Below are 17,459 nucleotides of genomic sequence, written 5' to 3'. Positions count from 1 at the left end.
GCCGTTAGCCCAATTCGAACGACGTGACGCCGAACACCTGCGCGAGCGGAATGTCCGGCGCCTTTTTCGTGTACATGCGTGCCGTTTCAAACACGCTCGTCATGCCGTGGCGCACGGCAAGCGCGATGGCTGCCGGATTGGGCTCGGGCACGTCGAGCGTCACGGTTTCGCCGGGACAATGCGCGACGAGCGCGGTGAACAGCGTTTCGGCGATCGGTGCGTCGTCGGCGAACAGCGGCCCGATCTTGCGGCCTTCGCGGCAACGGCGCAGCACGCCATAGCCGCGCATCTGTCCATCGACGACGTGCGCCAGCGCGACGGCATCCGGCTGATCGATCCACGCGCGCAGAAAGCTGTTGCGCGACGCAGGGAAGAACTGTCGGTCGTAGGCGTTCAATTGATCGAATGGCAATTCGCGCGCATCGGCGAACGCCACGCTGCCCGCGATGCCAGCCTTTGCAATGCCCTGAAACCGTATGTTCCGGTACGCAAGCGCGAAGCCCGACTTTCGATAGTTCGGCTGTTGCGCGACCACGCCATCGAGCCCGATGTTGCGCTCGCCGAGATACGCGATGCCATGCTGCCAGATGCGCAGGCCGAGCCCCTTGCCGCGAAACGCTGGCTTGACGATATACAGCCCGATAAAGCCGAAATGCGCGTCGTATGCGACGGCGGAAATCGAGCCGACCGGTTCGCCGCGCCATACGCCGACGAAGAACCTGTCGGGATCGGCCGCGCGAAAGCAGTGGGCGTCGTGGATGCCGGGATTCCAGCCTTCGTTCGCGGCCCATTCGATCGCGCGATCCGCTTCGCCGGCTGTCATCGTGCGCACGATGAAGTCGCGCGCCGTGTTCGTCGAATCGTCCATGGTGTGCCCCTTGATGCGCTTCGAGTCCATGTCCATCGGCAGCTATCATGCAGCCAAAATCGTTTCGATGATACGTGCGATGCGCAACCCTCGCTCAATGTCAGGCTTTTGCGATTAAATCGCATGCGATGTATAATGCGCTTCTGACGAAACATCCGTCTCACGCCGACGAGGACGCATATGAAGACCACCGCCAAGGCAGACGCCGCGAACCCGAAGCTCGCCGATTTCCTGTGCTTCGCCGTTTATTCGGCGAATCTCGCATTCGGCAAGGCGTACAAGCCGATTCTCGAAGAACTCGGGCTGACCTATACGCAATACATCACGGTGATCGCGTTGTGGGAAGAGGATGATCAGACTGTCAGCAGCCTCGGCGAAAAGCTGTTCCTCGAATCGAACACGCTGACGCCGATCCTGAAGAAGCTCGAAAGCATGGGCTATCTGGAGCGGCAACGCGATCCCGAAGACGAGCGCCAGGTGCGCGTCAGTCTGACGAAGAGCGGTCGGCGCCTGCGCGAGAAGGCGCTCAACATGGATCTCGTCGAGGCGACGGGCCTCTCGCCCGATGAATTCTCGAAGGTGCAGAAAGCGATCGTTACGCTGCGCAACAACCTGGTCAAAGCGGTAAACGAGCAGCAATAATCGGTATTTCCGCTTGATGCAGCGCGGGCCCGGCATATCTGCCGCGCCCGCGCTGTGCGTTTACGCGCGCCTGTCCCAGTGCCGATCTCCATGCATTCTTTTCGCACAAGTCTTTTTCAAAAAATGATCGCACGCGATTGAATCGCATGCTTGACATGCATCTGGCTTTGTTTAGAATGCATCGCATGCGATTGAATCGCGTGCGCTGTTAAGTCGGGCGGTGAGCAACCGAAAGCGCCAGTCCGCATCGATCAGCGATTTGTAGACAGACAGAGTGCCCTCGACCGAGGGTCTTCAACTACCGGAGAGAAATGATGAACAAGTTCTTCAAAGCCGCAGTTTTCGTTGCAGCGAGCGTTGCTGCCTCTGCTTCCGCATTCGCGAGCGGATACGGTTCTGCGCCGCACTACAACCCGATTCAAGGCGCGCCGGCTTCACAGCAAGGCGCCGCCGCGATCGTTGCAGACGCCGGCCGCGAAGCGACGGGCAACGAGAACATGGCTACAGTGGGCGGCGTAGCGGATTCGACCGTTCAGTCAGGTCATCGCGTGATCGCCAGCGACATCGGCTCGACCTTCAAGCATCACTAATCACACACAACTCGCAAAGGAAACGATCATGGCACGCATCGACAACGTACTCTACACAGGCAAGACCCACACGTCGGGTGGGCGGGAAGGCGCGTCGCGCAGTTCGGATGGCCGGCTGAATATCCAGCTTTCGTCGCCCGGCACGAACGGCAAGGGCACGAACCCCGAGCAGCTTTTTGCGGCGGGCTGGTCGGCCTGCTTCATCGGCGCGATGGGCCTCGCGGCGCGTGAACTGAAGGTGACGTTGCCCGCCGACGCGAGCGTCGACGCCGAAGTGGATCTCGGCACGGGCGAGGGCGGTTACTTCCTGCAGGCGCGTCTGAACGTCAGCCTGCCGGGCGTGGCACGCGACGTCGCGCAAGCGCTCGTCGATGCGGCACATCAGACCTGCCCGTATTCGAAGGCGACGCGCGGCAATATTGACGTTGAAATCGCGCTTGCTTGATGTGTTTGACTCGGTCCGCGACGTCCTTTTCATTGGACGGATCAGCGGACCGATTCAACCGCGATTCGCCTGCGGCGGTTGCGGATTATTCGCCGGATCGGTGTCGTATTTGAAAACGCGCTCGATGCCCGCATCGGCGGGCAGCGCCGACAGTGCCGATTCGAGCGAATCGGCGATGTCCTCGTCGTAGACATCTTCGCCTTCGACATACACGGTAAAGGACCGCAAGTACTTCGCCTTCTTCTCGGGGTTCTCGATTGTTTGGCGGGTCCATTCGTATAGCCGGTACGCCGACGTGCCCATCGCTTCCGCTTCCTTGACGTAATCGGCGAATGCGTCGAACTGGCATTTCAGCGACGCCTTGTGCCGGCGCAAGATGTCGCGCAGCGGCGGATAGCTGTCCGACGCGGGGTCCGCGCGCAACGCGCTGGCCCGGTCGTCGGCCACGGTGATCCGGATCTGGAATTGCCACGTGCTGTCCATCGTTCCTCCGCGTTGAAGCCATCCCGGAGATTCTAGCGAATGGCTGAAATCTCAGCCTACCGATCGGCGTGATTCTGAACTCTCAGAACGACGCGGCCGCCCGCACTTTCTGGCTCGACAAAAATTCAATCAAATCAATCAGACGGAGCGATGCGCGCCGGGCAAATTCTGGCATGGCCCTTGCGGTATAGCCGCCCACTGGCCACGCGGCCACCACGACGATGCGCGACGCCGCGACGCAGTCCGCGCACTCAAATCAAGGAGACATGCTTTGCAAACGAGTTCCCACGCCCCGCGCCACTCGCAGACGATCCCCGCGCAGCCATCCGACAGCAAGACCCGCTTCTGGCCGGAAGGCTGGTGGAAGCTGATGGAATACCGGATCGGCATCATTCCGCTGCCAGTCTATTTCATCCTGCTCGCGCTGATCGCGGGCTTCGCCGTGACGGGCAAGGTGCCCGGCGAGATATCGATGGCGATCGCCGTGCTCGCGTTTTTCGGCTTCACGTGCGCCGAACTGGGCAAACGTCTGCCGATTCTTCGCAACATCGGCGCCGCCGCGATCTGCGCGACCTTCGTGCCTTCCGCGCTGACCTTCTATCACCTGCTGCCGAAGCCCATCCTTCACCTCACCACCGAATTCACCAAGCAGACGAACTTCCTGTACCTGTTCATCGCGTCGATCATCGTCGGCAGCATTCTGAGCATGGACCGGCGCGTGCTGGTTCAGGGCTTCGTGAAGATCTTCGTGCCGCTCGCTGCCGGTTCGATCGCGGCTGCGCTCGTCGGCACCGCAGTCGGCGCGGCGTTCGGGCTTGGCGTGCGTCACACGCTGCTGTATATCGTCGTCCCCATCATGGCGGGCGGCGTGGGCGAGGGCGCGATTCCGCTGTCGGTCGGCTACTCGGAGATCATGCATCTGCCGCAAGGCGAGCTGTTCGCGCAGGTGCTGCCGCCCGTGATGCTCGGCAGCCTCACGGCGATCGTGCTCGCCGGCGCGCTCGACATGCTCGGCAAGCGCCTTCCGCATCTGACGGGCAAAGGGCGTCTGCAGGTCGGCGAGACGGATGAAATGGACCCCGTGAAAGAAGAAATCACCGGCCATATCGACGTGACGCATATTGCAGCGGCCGGCATCACGGCGATCACGCTGTATCTGCTCGGCCTGGCGTGCCGCGACCTGTTCGGCTTGCCCGCGCCCGTCGCGATGCTGTTCCTCGCTGTGCTCGTGAAGCTCGCGCGCGCCGTGTCGCCGCAGTTGCAGGAAGGCGCGTTCGTCGTCTACAAGTTCTTCTCGACGGCCGTCACGTATCCGTTGCTGTTCGCGATCGGCGTCGCGATGACGCCGTGGGACAAGCTGATCGCCGCATTCACGTTCGCCAACATCGTGACGATCGTCGCGACGGTCGCGACGCTGATGGGCACGGGCTTTGTGGTTGCGCGTCTGTTGAAGATGTACCCTATCGACACGGCGATCGTGAACGCCTGCCACAGCGGCCAGGGCGGGACGGGCGACGTCGCGATCCTGACGGCCGCGAACCGCATGACGCTGATGCCGTTCGCGCAGATCGCCACGCGTATCGGCGGCGCGATCGTGGTCACGCTGACGCTGATCCTGCTTGCGCATTTCGGTTGATGCGCCGTCGCCCGACGCGGCCCGACCATGCGGCAACGCGCGGCGCGGGCGTCGCCGGGTGTCGAGCGCGGCTCACGCGCCTTTCGCCAACAGGCATTGCGTACCGATGAGGCTGAACGTGCGCGTGAGAATAAGAGGGATACCGTTGTGGGGATGGGCCGCCGCGGCCGCGCTGTATTTCGGCGTGGCTGCGGCGGCCGTCGAGTTTGCGTGGGACCGCGCGATCGATGCGCTCGCTGAAGTCGGCGCGCATCGGCTGGACCTGTACACGGCGAGCCTGAAGAGCGAGCTAGGCCGCTTCGAGATGATGCCCGCCATCGTCGCACGGCAGGACAGCGTGCGCGCGTTGCTGGGCGCGGGCCCCGTCGCGTCGCCCGAACTGCTGCACGAAGTCGACACCTACCTCGAAGCGGTGAGCGACGATGCGGGCAGCCTCGCTGTCGACGTGATCGACCTGCAAGGCTCCGTGATCGCCGCGAGCAACTGGAACCAGAAGCTCAGCTTCGTCGGCACCAACGTTTCGTATCGGCCGTACTTCAAGGACGCGCTCGCGCACGGCTCGGGGCGCTTCTTCGGCATCGGCACGAACACGGGCATGCCCGGGCTGTACTTCGCGAGCGCGGTGCGCGACGCGGGCAAGCCGATCGGCGCGGCGGCCGTGAAGGTGAGCGTCGATGCGCTCGAATCCGCATGGCGCACGCCCGGCGAAGCGGCGATGGTCATCGACGGCAACGGCGTGGTCGTCATCTCGACAGTGCCCGCGTGGAAGTTCACCGCGCTGCGGCCCATCACCGCGCAGCAGCAGCGCGAGATTCAGGCTTCGCGTCAATACGCGGGCCGCAACGTCGATGCGCTGTCATATCAACGCGTCGGCGACTGGAACGGCAACGCGTGGCTCGGACGCTTTCCCGACTGGCGGCGTCCGGGCAAGACGACGCGCTTTCTCGCGATGTCGCGGTCCGCGCCACAAGCGGGCGATTCGGTGATGGTGCTGCTCGACGTCGCGGGCGCGCGGCATCAGCAGCAGCTTGCGCTCGCGTTCGTGACGGGCGCCTTCCTGATCGCCGGTCTCTATACGCTGTACGCGATCCAGCGCCGCCGGACGATCGCCGAAAAGCTCAACGCGCAAGATGCGTTGCGTCGCGCGAACGATCAGCTCGAGATCACCGTCGCGCAGCGCACGGCGGCATTGACGGCGACGAACGAACGCATGCAGCGGGAAATCGTCGAGCGCAAGCGCACGGAGCAGCGTCTGCGCGATACGCAGCAGGAAGTCGTGCACGCGGGCAAGCTGGCCGTGCTCGGGCAGATGGCCGCGGGCCTCACGCACGAACTGAATCAGCCGCTCGTCGCCATCCGGACGTTGTGCGATAACGCACGCACTTTCTTCGAGCGCAACCAGCCGGCGCAGGCCGTCGCGAATCTCGAACGCGTTGCGAAACTCGTCGAGAGCATGGCCGTGTTGACGGCCGAACTGAAGACGTTCGCGCGCAAGCCGGAGGTCGAGCGCGTCGCGGTGTCGCTCAACGAAGCGGTCGCGCATGCACGGCTCATTTACGATGCGCGCATTCGCGACGAAGACGTGCGACTCGACGTGAAGATTGCATCGGGAACGATGGTGTGGGCGGAGTCGAGCCAGTTGCAGCAGGTCATTGTGAATCTGCTCGGCAACGCGCTCGATGCCGTGCGCAACCAGGACAAGCGCGTCATCACGATCGCCGCCGGCGAGCCCGACGAACGCGAGCGCGTGCTCTTCACGATCGCCGATAGCGGCGCGGGCATCGCGCCCGAAGTGCTCGCGCATCTGTTCGAGCCGTTCGTCACGACCAAGCCGCGCGGGCATGGACTCGGCTTGGGGCTCGCGATCACGTCGCGCATCGTCGAAGGCTTCGGCGCGAAGATCACCGCTGCGAACCAGCCACACAGCGGCGCACAATTCACTATCGAATTCGCGGCGGCGACGTCGCAGAGGATGGCTCATGGGAGATGAGATTCGAGTGCTCGTCGTCGAGGACGACGAGAACGTTCGCTTCGGCGTCGAGCAGGCGGTTGCGCTGGCGGGCTTTCCCGTCAGCGCGTATGCGTCGGCGAAAGACGCGCTCGCTGAAGTCGTACCGCGCGCGCCGCTCGTGATCGTTTCGGATGTGCGGATGCCGGGCATCGACGGACTGCAACTGCTCGACAAGGTGATGGCGATCGATTCGCAGATCCCTGTCGTGCTGATCAGCGGGCACGCCGACATATCGACGGCCGTGGGCGCGATGCAGGTGGGCGCATATGACTTCATCGAGAAGCCGTTCTCTTCCGACCATATCGCGGGCCGCGTGGCGCGCGCCGTCGAGAAGCGGCGGCTCACGCTCGAAGTGCAAGGCTTGCGGGCCGCGCTGCACAACTGGCAGGGCATCGAGGCGATGGTGCTCGGCAAGTCGCCCGCGATGGCCGACGTGCGCAAGAAAATCTTGCGTCTCGCCGATACGTCGGTGTCGGTGCTGATCACAGGCGAGACGGGCACGGGCAAGGAACTGATCGCGCGCAGTCTGCACGATTTCGGCGGGCGGCGCGATAACCATTTCGTTGCGCTCAATTGCGGCGGCCTGCCGGAGCAGATTTTCGAAAGCGAACTGTTCGGCCACGAAGCGGGCGCGTTCACGGGCGCGATCAAGAAGCGCGTCGGCAAGATCGAGTGGGCGAACGGCGGCACGCTCTTCCTCGACGAGATCGAAACGATGCCCGTCGCGCTGCAGATCAAGATGCTGCGCGTGTTGCAGGAGCGCACGCTGGAGCGGCTGGGCGCGAACGAATCGATATCGGTCGATTGCAGGGTGATCGCGGCATCGAAGGCCGATCTCGCAGAGCTATCCGCCGACGGACGTTTTCGCGCGGATCTGCTGTATCGATTGAACGTCGCGCAGATCGAACTGCCGCCTTTGCGCGAGCGTCGTGAAGACGTGCCGCTGCTGTTCGAGCATTTCGTGCTCGCGGCCGCGCGCCGGTTCGGGCAGCCTGCGCCCATCGTGTCGGCGGCGCAGGTGTCGGAGCTGATGACGCATCAGTGGCCGGGCAATGTGCGCGAACTGCAGAACGTCGCGGACCGCTTCGTGCTCGGGTTGACGGGCGACAGTCTGCTGACGGAAGGCAGCGATCCGAACAAGGGCGACGCAAAAGGCGGCACGCTCGCGGAACAGATGGCGTACTTCGAGCGCATGCTGATCGAAGACATGCTGCGCCGTCATCACGGCAACGTCGCCGATGCGAGCGACGCGCTCGGCATGCCGAAGAAGACGCTCTATCACAAGCTGCGTCAGCTCAAGATTGCGGCGCGCGATGCGCAAGGCGAAGAGATCGACACGTGATGCGAGCCGACAGCATGTCCTGGCAGTGACGCCGTTCTATGGAACGACGCTAGCGCCTTGCGATGCCGCATCGGCATCGATGAAAAGCGCGGAGACGGGCACCGGGCGCTGATAGAAATAGCCCTGCCCGAATGGAATGTCGAGGCTGCGCAGCGCTTCGTGCTGGGCTGCTGTTTCCACGCCTTCGGCAATCACTTCCATGCCGTAATGCCTGGCCACGCCAGCGATCGCGCGGATCAGTTCGTATCCTTTCTTGTCGATCTGCCGCACGAACTGCCCGTCGATCTTCACGTAATCGAACGGGAAACGGCCGAGCAGATCGAGATTGCTGTGCTGCGTGCCGAAATCGTCGATGGCGAACTTCACGCCGTGCGCCTTGAGGCGCTGGAAAATCGCTTCCGTTCGCGGATGTTTCTGGAGCAACAGCCGCTCGGTCAGTTCGAGCACGAGCGTGATGTCGTCGGGGAGCTTCTGGTTCACGGCCAGCACGTCGGCGACGAAGCCGTCGCGCTCCAGATCCATCGGCGCGATGTTCACTGCAAGGCGTAGCGGACGGACCTTCGTCTTCTGCGCGATTTCATCCGACGCGTGCTCGAGCGCGAAACGCGTGATGCGAGGCAGCAGGCTGCTGCGCTCGACTTCGACCATGAATACGCCGGGATTGACAGGGCCCCACTTCGGATGCGTCCAGCGGATCAGTGCTTCAACGCCTGCGATGCGGCGCGTCGCGATTTCGACGACGGGCTGATACGCGAGGTGAAGTTGTCCGTGCTTCAGGCCGCGTCGCACGGCGGCGAGCATCAGGCGGCGCGGAGCGAACGCGATCAGCCAGGCGGCGGCGATCAGCAGATTCACGAGCAGGGCCGCTGCGCCTGCCAGCAAACCGTACTTCCAGTGCATCTGCGAAACAAATTCCTGCGCGGCGACGACGGCGATCGAGAAGGCCCAGCGCGTCGACGATGCGCGCGTGCCTCGCCGCGCGGCTGCGCTGTCGGCGGGAATCATGTTGCCGCTGTTGTTCAGCGCGCCCGCATTGGACACGACGAGGACGACGTGATCCGCTTCATAGCGCACGCCGTGCGCGAGCGTATCGGAGAGATAGGCTGCCTCGACGACGTAGAGCAAGCCTGTGTCGGGCCCTGTCGAGACATACAACGGCAACACGGGCGTATCAGGCTGATTGAACGTGCCGGCTGCCAGTCCGATTGAGATACCCGACGGCGCCGGTTTCAGATAGTCCGACAGCGGAACGTCGATCGGCCCGAGTGCCGACGAGCAATATAGACGCCGATGCGCGACGAGATTGATCGCGCGCACATAGTGAACGTAGGTCTTCAATTCGGCGAGACGATGCGCGACGAGCGCGCACGATTGCCCGGGAAGACCGCGCAGTTCTACACGCCGCCGCGTGACGACGTTGTCGAGTATGCGATCGATCGACACGACCATGTCGCGCGCGATCAGGCTCTCGCGCTCCCGCACAGATTCGTCGCCGGCGTGCTTTCCCCAGATGACGGCCGTTGCTATGACGCATATTCCACACGCCACCGCGACGATGAGCGCAAGCGTCGGGGTAAGTCCACGTCCGGTAAATGCGGGTTTGTGAAAAGCGAAAAGCTTTCTCACATCGGGGTCCGGCGGTAATACGGAATTGCAGACATGCGCGGTTCGCCTCACCGCATTGCGTGTGCGGTTGTGATAATCGGACCAATATAGCACGCGAACCATTCGCATGTTTTGTACCAGCACACTGATAAACAGGGCAATACGTCGGTATTCCTGATCGATGCGAATTGCCGCGTCACTTTAAAAGGCCGCGATAAGAACTTTATCTCCGGTTTAAAGTGCATTTGTGCTTTTATGCATACGCGATATGGAAGCCGTGAACTCACTTCCGGAATTCTTATTCAGTCGTTTGGCATCGCCGGAATGAGCCGGGAATGACTTTATCGAACATTTTTTCGCGTCTTTATTCGCGCGCGCTCGGGACGCAATCAAGCGCGCAATTCGGACGGATCGAGAAAGAAGTCCCTGTTGTTCGCGAGCCGTTCGATCATGAAATCGATGAACGTTCTCACGCGCAACGGCTGTTCCGTGCGATGCCGGTAGTAGATGTAGATGGACTCGCGCTGGGTCACGTGTTGCGTGAGCAAGGGCACGAGCTGTCCGCCGCGAATGTGCGACGCAGCCGAGAAACTGCCTAGCTGGCCAATCGCGAGACCTGCGAGCACGGCTTCCGTTTCCGCGTCGATATCGTTCGCGCACAGCGCCGCCGCAATCTCGCGATAGACAATCTCGTTGCCGATCAGGAACTCCCATGGCGCCTGCTTGCCCGTGTTCGCGCGGCGATAGCTCGTGCAGCGATGCGCGTCGAGATCGTCGACGGTCTTCGGCTTGCCGTGCCGTTTGAGATAGTCTGGCGACGCGCAGACGATCAACTGAATGGGAAGCAGGCGTCGCGCGATCGAGCCGCCCGAAGGCGGCGATCCGCCGCGAAAGCCGACATCCGCGCGATCGGCGACGAGATCGGTGAATTGATCGTCGAAGCGCACGTCCAGTTGCACGTCCGGATAGAGTGCCGCGAATTCGAGGATCGAAGGCCACAGCACCGCGCGCCCCAACGCCTTCGGCGCGCTCACGCGCAGCGGTCCCGCGACTTCCTCTTTCGAGTGGCGGGCGTCGTCGATGGCCGACGACAGTATCGCGAGCGCGGGCTCCACGTTTTGCAGCAGCCGTTGTCCCTCTTCCGTCAGGCTCAGCTTGCGCGTCGTCCGATGAAACAGCCGCACGCCCAGCGCCTTTTCCAGTTGCATCACCGCGTGACTGGCCGCTTGCGGCGAGATGCCCTGATCGACGGCCGCCTTGCGCAAATTCCCCAGCGTCGCGGCGCGGACGAAAATCGAAATCGCGCGGACCTCGTTCATCGGTAGCTCCGATTCGCAAATAAACGTTGATTATCAGTCTAGCAATACACGGCTAGTTTGTGCGAATCGGACGTCCTATCCTTCGTTTCACTTTCACCACGAACGAAGGAGCAGATCATGAACAACGTCACGAAACAGCAGTTCAAGCGCGTCTGGTTCATCACGGGCGCATCGCGCGGCCTCGGCGCGCTGATCGCGCAGGCTGCGCTGGCCGATGGCAATGCCGTCGTCGCAGCGGGGCGCAAGATCGACGCGATCGTCGAGCGTCTCGGCAAATCGCCCGCGCTCCTGCCCGTCGCGCTCGACGTGACCGACGAGGCGCAAGCGAAAGCGGCCGTCGCGGCGGCCGTCGAGAAGTTCGGGCGCATCGATGTGCTCGTCAACAACGCCGGGTTCGGCCTGCTCGCGGCCGTCGAGGAATCGGGCGACGCCGACGTGCGCCGCATGTATGACACCAACGTCTTTGGTCTGCTGAATGTGACGCGCGCCGTGTTGCCCGTGATGCGCAAGCAACGCACGGGGCACGTGATCAACATGTCGTCGATTGGCGGTTATCGCGCGGCGGCGGGATTCGGCGTGTATAGCTCGACGAAGTTCGCCGTCGAAGGCATCACGGAAGCGCTGCACGCCGAGCTGGCGCCGCTGGGCATTCACGCGACCGTCGTCGAGCCGGGCTACTTCCGCACGGATTTCCTCGATGCGTCGTCGCTGGTGGTCGGCAAGGACATCATCGACGACTATGACGACACGTCGGGCAAGGTGCGCCGCTTTGCGGTCGGGATGAACCACAACCAGCCCGGCGATCCGGAGAAACTGGCGACCGCGCTCGTCACGCTCGCGGATGCGCAAACGCCGCCGCTGCGCTTGCCGCTGGGCACGGACACGCTGAAAGCCATCGCGGACAAGAACGCGTATGTGACGGCGGAAACGCAGACGTGGAAGGCGTTGTCGCAATCGACCGACTTCGCTGTCTGAGTCGCGACCGGTCGTCGGTCGTTAATGGACCGGTGAACGATTGGTTTGTCGGCACGGAAATGAATCGGCGCCCGCTGCGAAAGCAGGGGGCGCCGATGCGTTTGCGTTCGCGTTGCACCGATCGCGTGATCGGCGCTGGCCGGCTTACTTCGGCGGCGGCAGCGACGGATCGAGCATGGCCGAACCCTTGACCAGTTGATCCGTCATTGCAGCGGCAACCGGGTTCGAATGCGTGCCCGACCTCGAGCTGACCGGCTGGTCCGTCGTCGCGGCGCGGCTCATTGCGGCGCGAGTGGCCGTCGTGTCCGGCGGCGGCAACGCGGGATCGGCCTTCGACTCATGCGCCGGCTGACCCGTGGTCCCGATCATCGGCGGATTCGATTGATATGGCGCGTGCACTTCCGGGGTCGAACGAAGCGCGGACATGTCCGGCGCCGGCAGCGAAGGATCGAGCTTGGCCGATTCCCGGACCAACTGTTCCGTTTCCGGCGTTGCGCCCTGGAGCGTCATCACGCGTCGATCCAGATCGTCGCGTTCACGCTGCGCGCGCGGCGCGGGTGACACCTTCACGCGCGACGAATCCCGCGAATTGACGGACGCGACAGCCGTAGACGGAGCCTGCTTCGGTTGTGCAGCGGGTCGCGGCGCAGGCGCGGATTGCGCCGCGGGAGCAGCCGGTTGCGGTGCAGCCATCGCTTGTGTGGCAGGCGCGGCGGGCTGCGGCGCGGGCGCAGTTGCTTGCGGAGCCGGTGCAGCCGGTTGCGGCTGCGTCAACGCTTGCACGGTAGGCTCGGCGGGCCGCTGCGGAGCTGTCATTTGCGAGGCAGGCGCGGCAGGCTGCGGCTGAGTCATCGCTTGCGGGGCAGGCGGAGCCGACTGCGGCTGAGTCATCGCTTGCGCGGCAGGCGGAGCCGATTCTGGCGCGGCCTTTTTAGGCGCGGGCGCAGGCGCTGGAGCAGGCGCAGCCGGCTGCTGTGCAACCGAAGGCGGGATCGAAGCCCCCTTCGTGATCGCACCGGACGCTTGCGACGAATCGATACTGCCTTGCGTCACCTGATTGTCGCCGACGCGGGAATTGGCGCTCGGAGCTTGCAAGGACGAGTCATCCATGCCGGCTCGCGCTTCATCTGCTGCGCGGTGATCTGCCTGGAGAAGCATCATGTACGACGTGCCTGCCGCGCCGACGAGAAGCCCTCCGAGGATCATCAAAACTTTACTGGTATTCATCATACGTGCGAGTCGTTCAGCGACGAGAGCAGCCATCATAGACGACTGCCCACGCCTATCATCAGACGAAAGCCAGCCATTGGCGGACCTGATGAGGTTGGAACAGACGAGCGATATCGGAAGAACGAAACCTTCTCAAAAGGGCGTTGACGGCCACGCACGCGATGCCGCGAGCCAGTCGAAGCCTCCCGATTATCGAACGCTTCGGTTTAGTTTACATGTCGACGACGCGCGCCGCTCGACGCGCATTTGTCCGATCAATCCCACGCGGTGGGGTCGGACAGTCCCGGCCTACGCATGCCGTGACGCATGAACCAGTGCCGGACGGCACTGAGCTTGCGCGGCAAGCCCGGCATCCGGTTTCCTTCGATGCGCGCTTTCGCGCATGACGTCGCGTACTCAATCGCCTCTTCCTCGGAAGAAAAATAGCCGAGGATTCCAAAGGCTTTGCGCCGTCCGCTTGGACCCGTGACGAATACGCTGGCAGCGTAGCCGCGGACGCCGACGGACGCTAGTGGAATGATGAGATGGCGACGGTAATGCACGGCGTGCCTGTCCATGATCATGCTCCACTGGGTTTTGCCCTGGTCACATGGTACACGCTGCGAAACTGTGGGGGCAATTCGATTGCGGCTATGCAATGAACGGTTGGCGGAGATTGACTGCGTTTCAGGGGGACTTCGACGGGACGTGCCGCGCTTGCCGCACGCCCCTTTTTTGCGCTCTATGGTTTGATGCGCTGCGACGGGGGCAGCCGTTCAACGATCGTTCAACGGCCGTTCAGCAGCCATTCAACTGCCGTTCGACGGCCATTCAACGTTCAACGCTCGCGCGCGAGCGGCTCGCCGAGCACGAATGCGCCGCCCTGAAAGCGCTGCGCCGGGTCATCCCGTTCGGCTGTCGGCGCTCTGACGGGGAAGCGTTCCGCGAATTGCTCGGAGCTGTCGCGCGGACGGAAGCCGAGGAAGCCGGCCTTCGTGTTGTCCCACCACTTGACGGGATTGTCGGATGCGCCGTAGACGACCACATGGCCGACGCGATTCGTGAACAGCGAGCAGCGCACCAGTTCGATGAAGTCGCGATAGCTCAGATACGTGACGAGCATGCGCGGATTCTTCGGCTCTTCGAACGACGAGCCGATGCGCACGCACACCGTCTCGATGCCGAAGCGGTCGTAGTAGTAGCGCGACAGCGATTCGCCGAAGCACTTCGACACGCCGTACAGACTGTCCGGACGATGCGGTGAATCCGCGTCGAGCACTTCGGCGACGGGATGAAAGCCGATCGCGTGATTCGAGCTGGCGAACACGATGCGCTTCACGCCGTGCTTGCGCGCTGCTTCGTACAGGTTGTACGTGCCGCGGATATTCGCTTCGAGCAGATCGTCGAAGGGCGCGTCGATCGAAATGCCGCCGAGATGCACGATCGCGTCGACTCCCTCGACCATATGCATCACCGCCTCGCGATCCGCGAGATCGACGACGCTCGTTTCTTCGTGCGCGGCCGCATCGCCGTGCGGGACGATGTCGGTCACGTGAACGATGTCGGCCCAATCGGCGAGCGCGCCGCGCACCTGGCGGCCAAGGTTGCCGGCCGCGCCCGTCAGCAGCAGACGACGGAACGGCTTGCGCCGCACAGCGGATGATTCGTTCATTGAGGTTCCTTCGAGTTAGATAAGGAAAACGTTTTCCAAACTATAAGGGTGACGGCGACGGCGCGTCAATCGCCGCACTTGCAAGCGGTAAAGGGAAACGCGGCATGTCCCGCGTATGCGTTTTCTGCGACAATCGCCTCACGAGAAAAGAAAACGTTACCCTTCGCATGAAAAAAGTTTCCCCGACGATTCGCGATGTCGCTGTCGAGGCCGGCGTATCGGTTGCCACGGTGTCGAAATACATGAACGGCACGCAGCGGTTTTCTCCTGCTGTCGAAGCGCGGCTCAAGGAAGCGATCGAGCGGCTCGGCTATCGTTCGAATCCGCTCGCGCGCTCGATGATCACGGGGCGCACGCGCACCATCGGCCTCGCGATCCTCGATATCAGCAATCCGCACTTCACGAACGTCGTGAAGGGCGCGAACCGCATCGCGCTCCAGCACGACTACACGCTGCTGCTCGTCGATACCGAAGAGAACCAGGCGCGCGAGCGATCGCTGATCGAAGCGCTTGCGCAGCGCGTCGACGGACTCATCGTCAGTTCGCGGATGCCCGACGAAGAGTCGCAGTGGATGCTCGATCTCAACAAGCCACTCGTGCTCCTGCGGCGCAGCCCAGGTCTGTCGATTCCGAGCGTCGGCATCGACAACCGGCTCTCGACATACATGCTCGCGCGGCATCTGCTGAATCTCGGGCATCGGCGCATCGCCTATCTCGGCTTTGGCCAGGCACGCATCAACGACGAGCGCATTCGCGGCGCGCGCGAATGTCTCGATGAAGCGGGGCTCACGCTCGACGTGCACGACGCCCATGCGCCGACGGCGAAGGCGGGTGAGCAGGCATGCTCGCGCGTGATGCTCGGGCCGCAGCGGCCGCAGGCGGTGATCTGCTACAACGACCTGATCGCGCTCGGCTTCATGAAAGAGGCGGCGTCGCTGGGTTTCAAGCTGCCGCGCGACGTGTCGGTGACGGGCATCGACAACGTGCCTTACGGCGAATACGCGGCGCCCGCGCTGACCACCATTGACATTCAAAGCGAGAAGATGGGCGAACTGGCGATGCAGAAACTGATCGACGGACTCGCGGGTCGATCCGATGCGGAGCATTCGATGTTCGAGCCTCGCCTCATCGTGCGCGAGTCGACGGCAGCTTGCGGCTGACGTCTGACTCGCGCGCTTCGTTCCGGCATGCGCGCCGCGCGATACGGCGCGGCTTGCGCGCGACGCACGGGTCGCACAGATCGCGCGCCATGCACGGATCGCACGCCATGTACGCTCATGCATCGAGCTTCGCGGGCGCCATGCGCGGCGTCAGCGCGTGCATGATTGCGAGCGCGAGCAGATAGGCCAGCGCGCCGATCGCGAACAGCACCCAGTAGTGGCCCGTGCGTTGCAACACCTGGCCGATCACTTCAGAGAACAGCACGCCGCCGATCGAGCCCGCCATCCCGCCGATGCCGACCACGGCGCCGAGCGCGCGGCGCGGAAAGAGATCGGATGCCGTCGTGAACAGATTTGCCGACCAGCCTTGATGCGCGGCCGCAGCAAGACCCACGATGCCGACGGCGACCCACAGGTTCTCGGCTTGCGACACGAACGCGATGGGCAGCACGCAGCACGCGCAGATCAGCATGGCCGTCTTGCGCGCGGCGTTCACGCTCCAGCCCTTGCGCAGCAGCGTCGACGAGATCCAGCCGCCGCCGATGCTGCCGACCGTCGTGATCGCATAGATGACGACGAGGGGCGGGCCGATGTGCTGCATGTCCATGCCGCGCGACTCGTTGAGCCACTTCGGCAGCCAGAACAGATAGAACCACCAGACGGGATCGGTCAGGAACTTGCCGATCAGGAACGCCCACGTCTCGCGCTTCCTGATGAGTTCGCCCCAGCCGGGCGCGCGGGCGCTCGCGTTGCGGGCGTCGAGCGCTTCGACTTCGTCGCGCGGTTCGTCGAAGGCCTCGTCTTGCACGCTGCGCTCGGCGGGGCGATAGATCGCGAGCCACGCGGCCAGCCACACGATGCCGATCGCGCCGATGATGATGAACGCCGCGCGCCAGCCGTAGATCACCGCGATGGGCGGAATGATCGCGGGCGCGAACACCGCGCCGATGTTCGCGCCCGAGTTGAAGATGCCCGTCGCGAGCGCGCGTTCGCGGCGCGGAAACCATTCGGCCGTGGTCTTGATCGCGGCCGGAAAGTTGCCGCCTTCGCCGATGCCGAGCAGCGCGCGCACGGCCGCGAAGCCCATCACCGAGCCGACGGCCGCGTGCAGCATCGCGGCCACGCTCCATACGAGCATCGCGCCCGCATACGACAGGCGCGTGCCGAGCCAGTCGACGACGCGTCCGAAGCACAGCAGCCCGATCGCATAGAACGCGGAAAAGGCGATCACGATGCGGCCGTACTGCACCTGCGTCCAGCCGATTTCATGCTGGAGCAGCGGCGCGAGCAGACCGAGAATCTGCCGGTCCATGTAGTTGATGACAGTCGCGAAGAAGAGGAGCGCACAGACGGTCCAGCGGAAGCGGCTGGCGACGCGCACGACGCCGACGACGGCAGATTGCATGTATGTCTCCGTTCGCGGCGCCGCTCGTCGCGCCGCGTCTTTTTCATGGCCGGCGACGAGCACCGGGACGGAACGCATCACGCGGCGCGGGCGTGCC

The 17,459-nt window shown here is 63.5% G+C and carries 16 protein-coding genes; 8 read left to right on the top strand and 8 right to left on the bottom strand.

Annotated elements, in window-relative coordinates; genetic code table 11:
- Positions 1-4: 4 nt before the first annotated feature.
- Positions 5-868: a GNAT family N-acetyltransferase gene (locus VSR68_RS05075; protein WP_342938981.1), complete on the bottom strand. Its 864-nt coding sequence runs from the start codon at positions 866-868 to the stop codon at positions 5-7.
- Between the two features lie 180 nt (positions 869-1,048).
- On the opposite strand from VSR68_RS05075, the gene VSR68_RS05070 reads away from it, so the two are divergent.
- From VSR68_RS05070 to VSR68_RS05060, 3 genes are all read left to right on the top strand, one after another.
- Positions 1,049-1,510, top strand: a complete 462-nt coding sequence (locus VSR68_RS05070; RefSeq protein WP_342938743.1) for a MarR family transcriptional regulator — start codon at positions 1,049-1,051, stop codon at positions 1,508-1,510.
- A 311-nt stretch (positions 1,511-1,821) separates the two neighbouring features.
- The gene (locus tag VSR68_RS05065) at positions 1,822-2,100 is read left to right on the top strand and encodes a hypothetical protein (RefSeq protein ID WP_342938742.1); all 279 of its coding nucleotides are present in this window, start codon (positions 1,822-1,824) and stop codon (positions 2,098-2,100) included.
- A gap of 28 nt (positions 2,101-2,128) precedes the next feature.
- The gene (locus VSR68_RS05060) at positions 2,129-2,545 is read left to right on the top strand and encodes an organic hydroperoxide resistance protein (protein ID WP_342938741.1); all 417 of its coding nucleotides are present in this window, start codon (positions 2,129-2,131) and stop codon (positions 2,543-2,545) included.
- Positions 2,546-2,599: 54 nt separating this feature from the next.
- Here VSR68_RS05060 and VSR68_RS05055 read toward each other — a convergent pair whose 3' ends face one another.
- Positions 2,600-3,028, bottom strand: coding sequence for a hypothetical protein (locus VSR68_RS05055; RefSeq protein WP_342938740.1), 429 nt, complete (start codon positions 3,026-3,028; stop codon positions 2,600-2,602).
- 310 nt (positions 3,029-3,338) lie between these two features.
- Between VSR68_RS05055 and VSR68_RS05050 the strand changes: the two genes are divergently transcribed.
- The 3 genes from VSR68_RS05050 (at position 3,339) to VSR68_RS05040 (ending at position 8,017) form a co-directional block, all read left to right on the top strand.
- Complete coding sequence (locus VSR68_RS05050; protein ID WP_428983466.1) at positions 3,339-4,664, top strand: 2-hydroxycarboxylate transporter family protein; 1,326 nt, start codon at positions 3,339-3,341, stop codon at positions 4,662-4,664.
- A gap of 106 nt (positions 4,665-4,770) precedes the next feature.
- Positions 4,771-6,654 (top strand): sensor histidine kinase, encoded by a 1,884-nt coding sequence (locus VSR68_RS05045; RefSeq protein ID WP_342938738.1) that lies wholly within the window; start codon positions 4,771-4,773, stop codon positions 6,652-6,654.
- Entirely contained in the window at positions 6,644-8,017 is a 1,374-nt protein-coding gene (locus VSR68_RS05040; RefSeq protein WP_342938737.1) for a sigma-54 dependent transcriptional regulator, read from the top strand. The genes VSR68_RS05045 and VSR68_RS05040 overlap by 11 nt, the downstream gene beginning before the upstream one ends.
- A 36-nt stretch (positions 8,018-8,053) precedes the next feature.
- Here VSR68_RS05040 and VSR68_RS05035 read toward each other — a convergent pair whose 3' ends face one another.
- Both VSR68_RS05035 and VSR68_RS05030 read right to left on the bottom strand, forming a co-directional pair.
- Entirely contained in the window at positions 8,054-9,499 is a 1,446-nt protein-coding gene (locus tag VSR68_RS05035) for a cyclic diguanylate phosphodiesterase (RefSeq protein WP_342938736.1), read from the bottom strand.
- Between the two features lie 512 nt (positions 9,500-10,011).
- Entirely contained in the window at positions 10,012-10,941 is a 930-nt protein-coding gene (locus tag VSR68_RS05030) for a LysR family transcriptional regulator (RefSeq protein ID WP_342938735.1), read from the bottom strand.
- A gap of 117 nt (positions 10,942-11,058) precedes the next feature.
- On the opposite strand from VSR68_RS05030, the gene VSR68_RS05025 reads away from it, so the two are divergent.
- Positions 11,059-11,916: an oxidoreductase gene (locus VSR68_RS05025; protein WP_342938734.1), complete on the top strand. Its 858-nt coding sequence runs from the start codon at positions 11,059-11,061 to the stop codon at positions 11,914-11,916.
- 144 nt (positions 11,917-12,060) lie between these two features.
- Here VSR68_RS05025 and VSR68_RS05020 read toward each other — a convergent pair whose 3' ends face one another.
- The 3 genes from VSR68_RS05020 to VSR68_RS05010 form a co-directional block, all read right to left on the bottom strand.
- Complete coding sequence (locus VSR68_RS05020; protein ID WP_342938733.1) at positions 12,061-13,026, bottom strand: hypothetical protein; 966 nt, start codon at positions 13,024-13,026, stop codon at positions 12,061-12,063.
- Positions 13,027-13,400: 374 nt separating this feature from the next.
- A complete protein-coding gene (locus VSR68_RS05015; RefSeq protein ID WP_090873718.1) occupies positions 13,401-13,703 on the bottom strand; it encodes a hypothetical protein in 303 nt (100 codons plus the stop codon).
- Between the two features lie 260 nt (positions 13,704-13,963).
- A complete protein-coding gene (locus VSR68_RS05010) occupies positions 13,964-14,797 on the bottom strand; it encodes an NAD(P)-dependent oxidoreductase (protein ID WP_342938732.1) in 834 nt (277 codons plus the stop codon).
- A 104-nt stretch (positions 14,798-14,901) separates the two neighbouring features.
- On the opposite strand from VSR68_RS05010, the gene VSR68_RS05005 reads away from it, so the two are divergent.
- Positions 14,902-15,957, top strand: a complete 1,056-nt coding sequence (locus tag VSR68_RS05005) for a LacI family DNA-binding transcriptional regulator (RefSeq protein ID WP_342938731.1) — start codon at positions 14,902-14,904, stop codon at positions 15,955-15,957.
- 115 nt (positions 15,958-16,072) lie between these two features.
- Here the strand turns inward: VSR68_RS05005 and VSR68_RS05000 are convergent, their stop codons facing one another.
- Positions 16,073-17,362, bottom strand: coding sequence for an MFS transporter (locus VSR68_RS05000; RefSeq protein ID WP_342938730.1), 1,290 nt, complete (start codon positions 17,360-17,362; stop codon positions 16,073-16,075).
- Positions 17,363-17,459 lie beyond the last annotated feature (97 nt).

The sequence above is a fragment of the Paraburkholderia phymatum genome (genome assembly GCF_038900715.1).
Taxonomy (GTDB): domain Bacteria; phylum Pseudomonadota; class Gammaproteobacteria; order Burkholderiales; family Burkholderiaceae; genus Paraburkholderia; species Paraburkholderia phymatum_A.
Note: the sequence above shows the minus strand (reverse complement) of the source record. Positions and strands in the feature narration are given on the sequence as shown.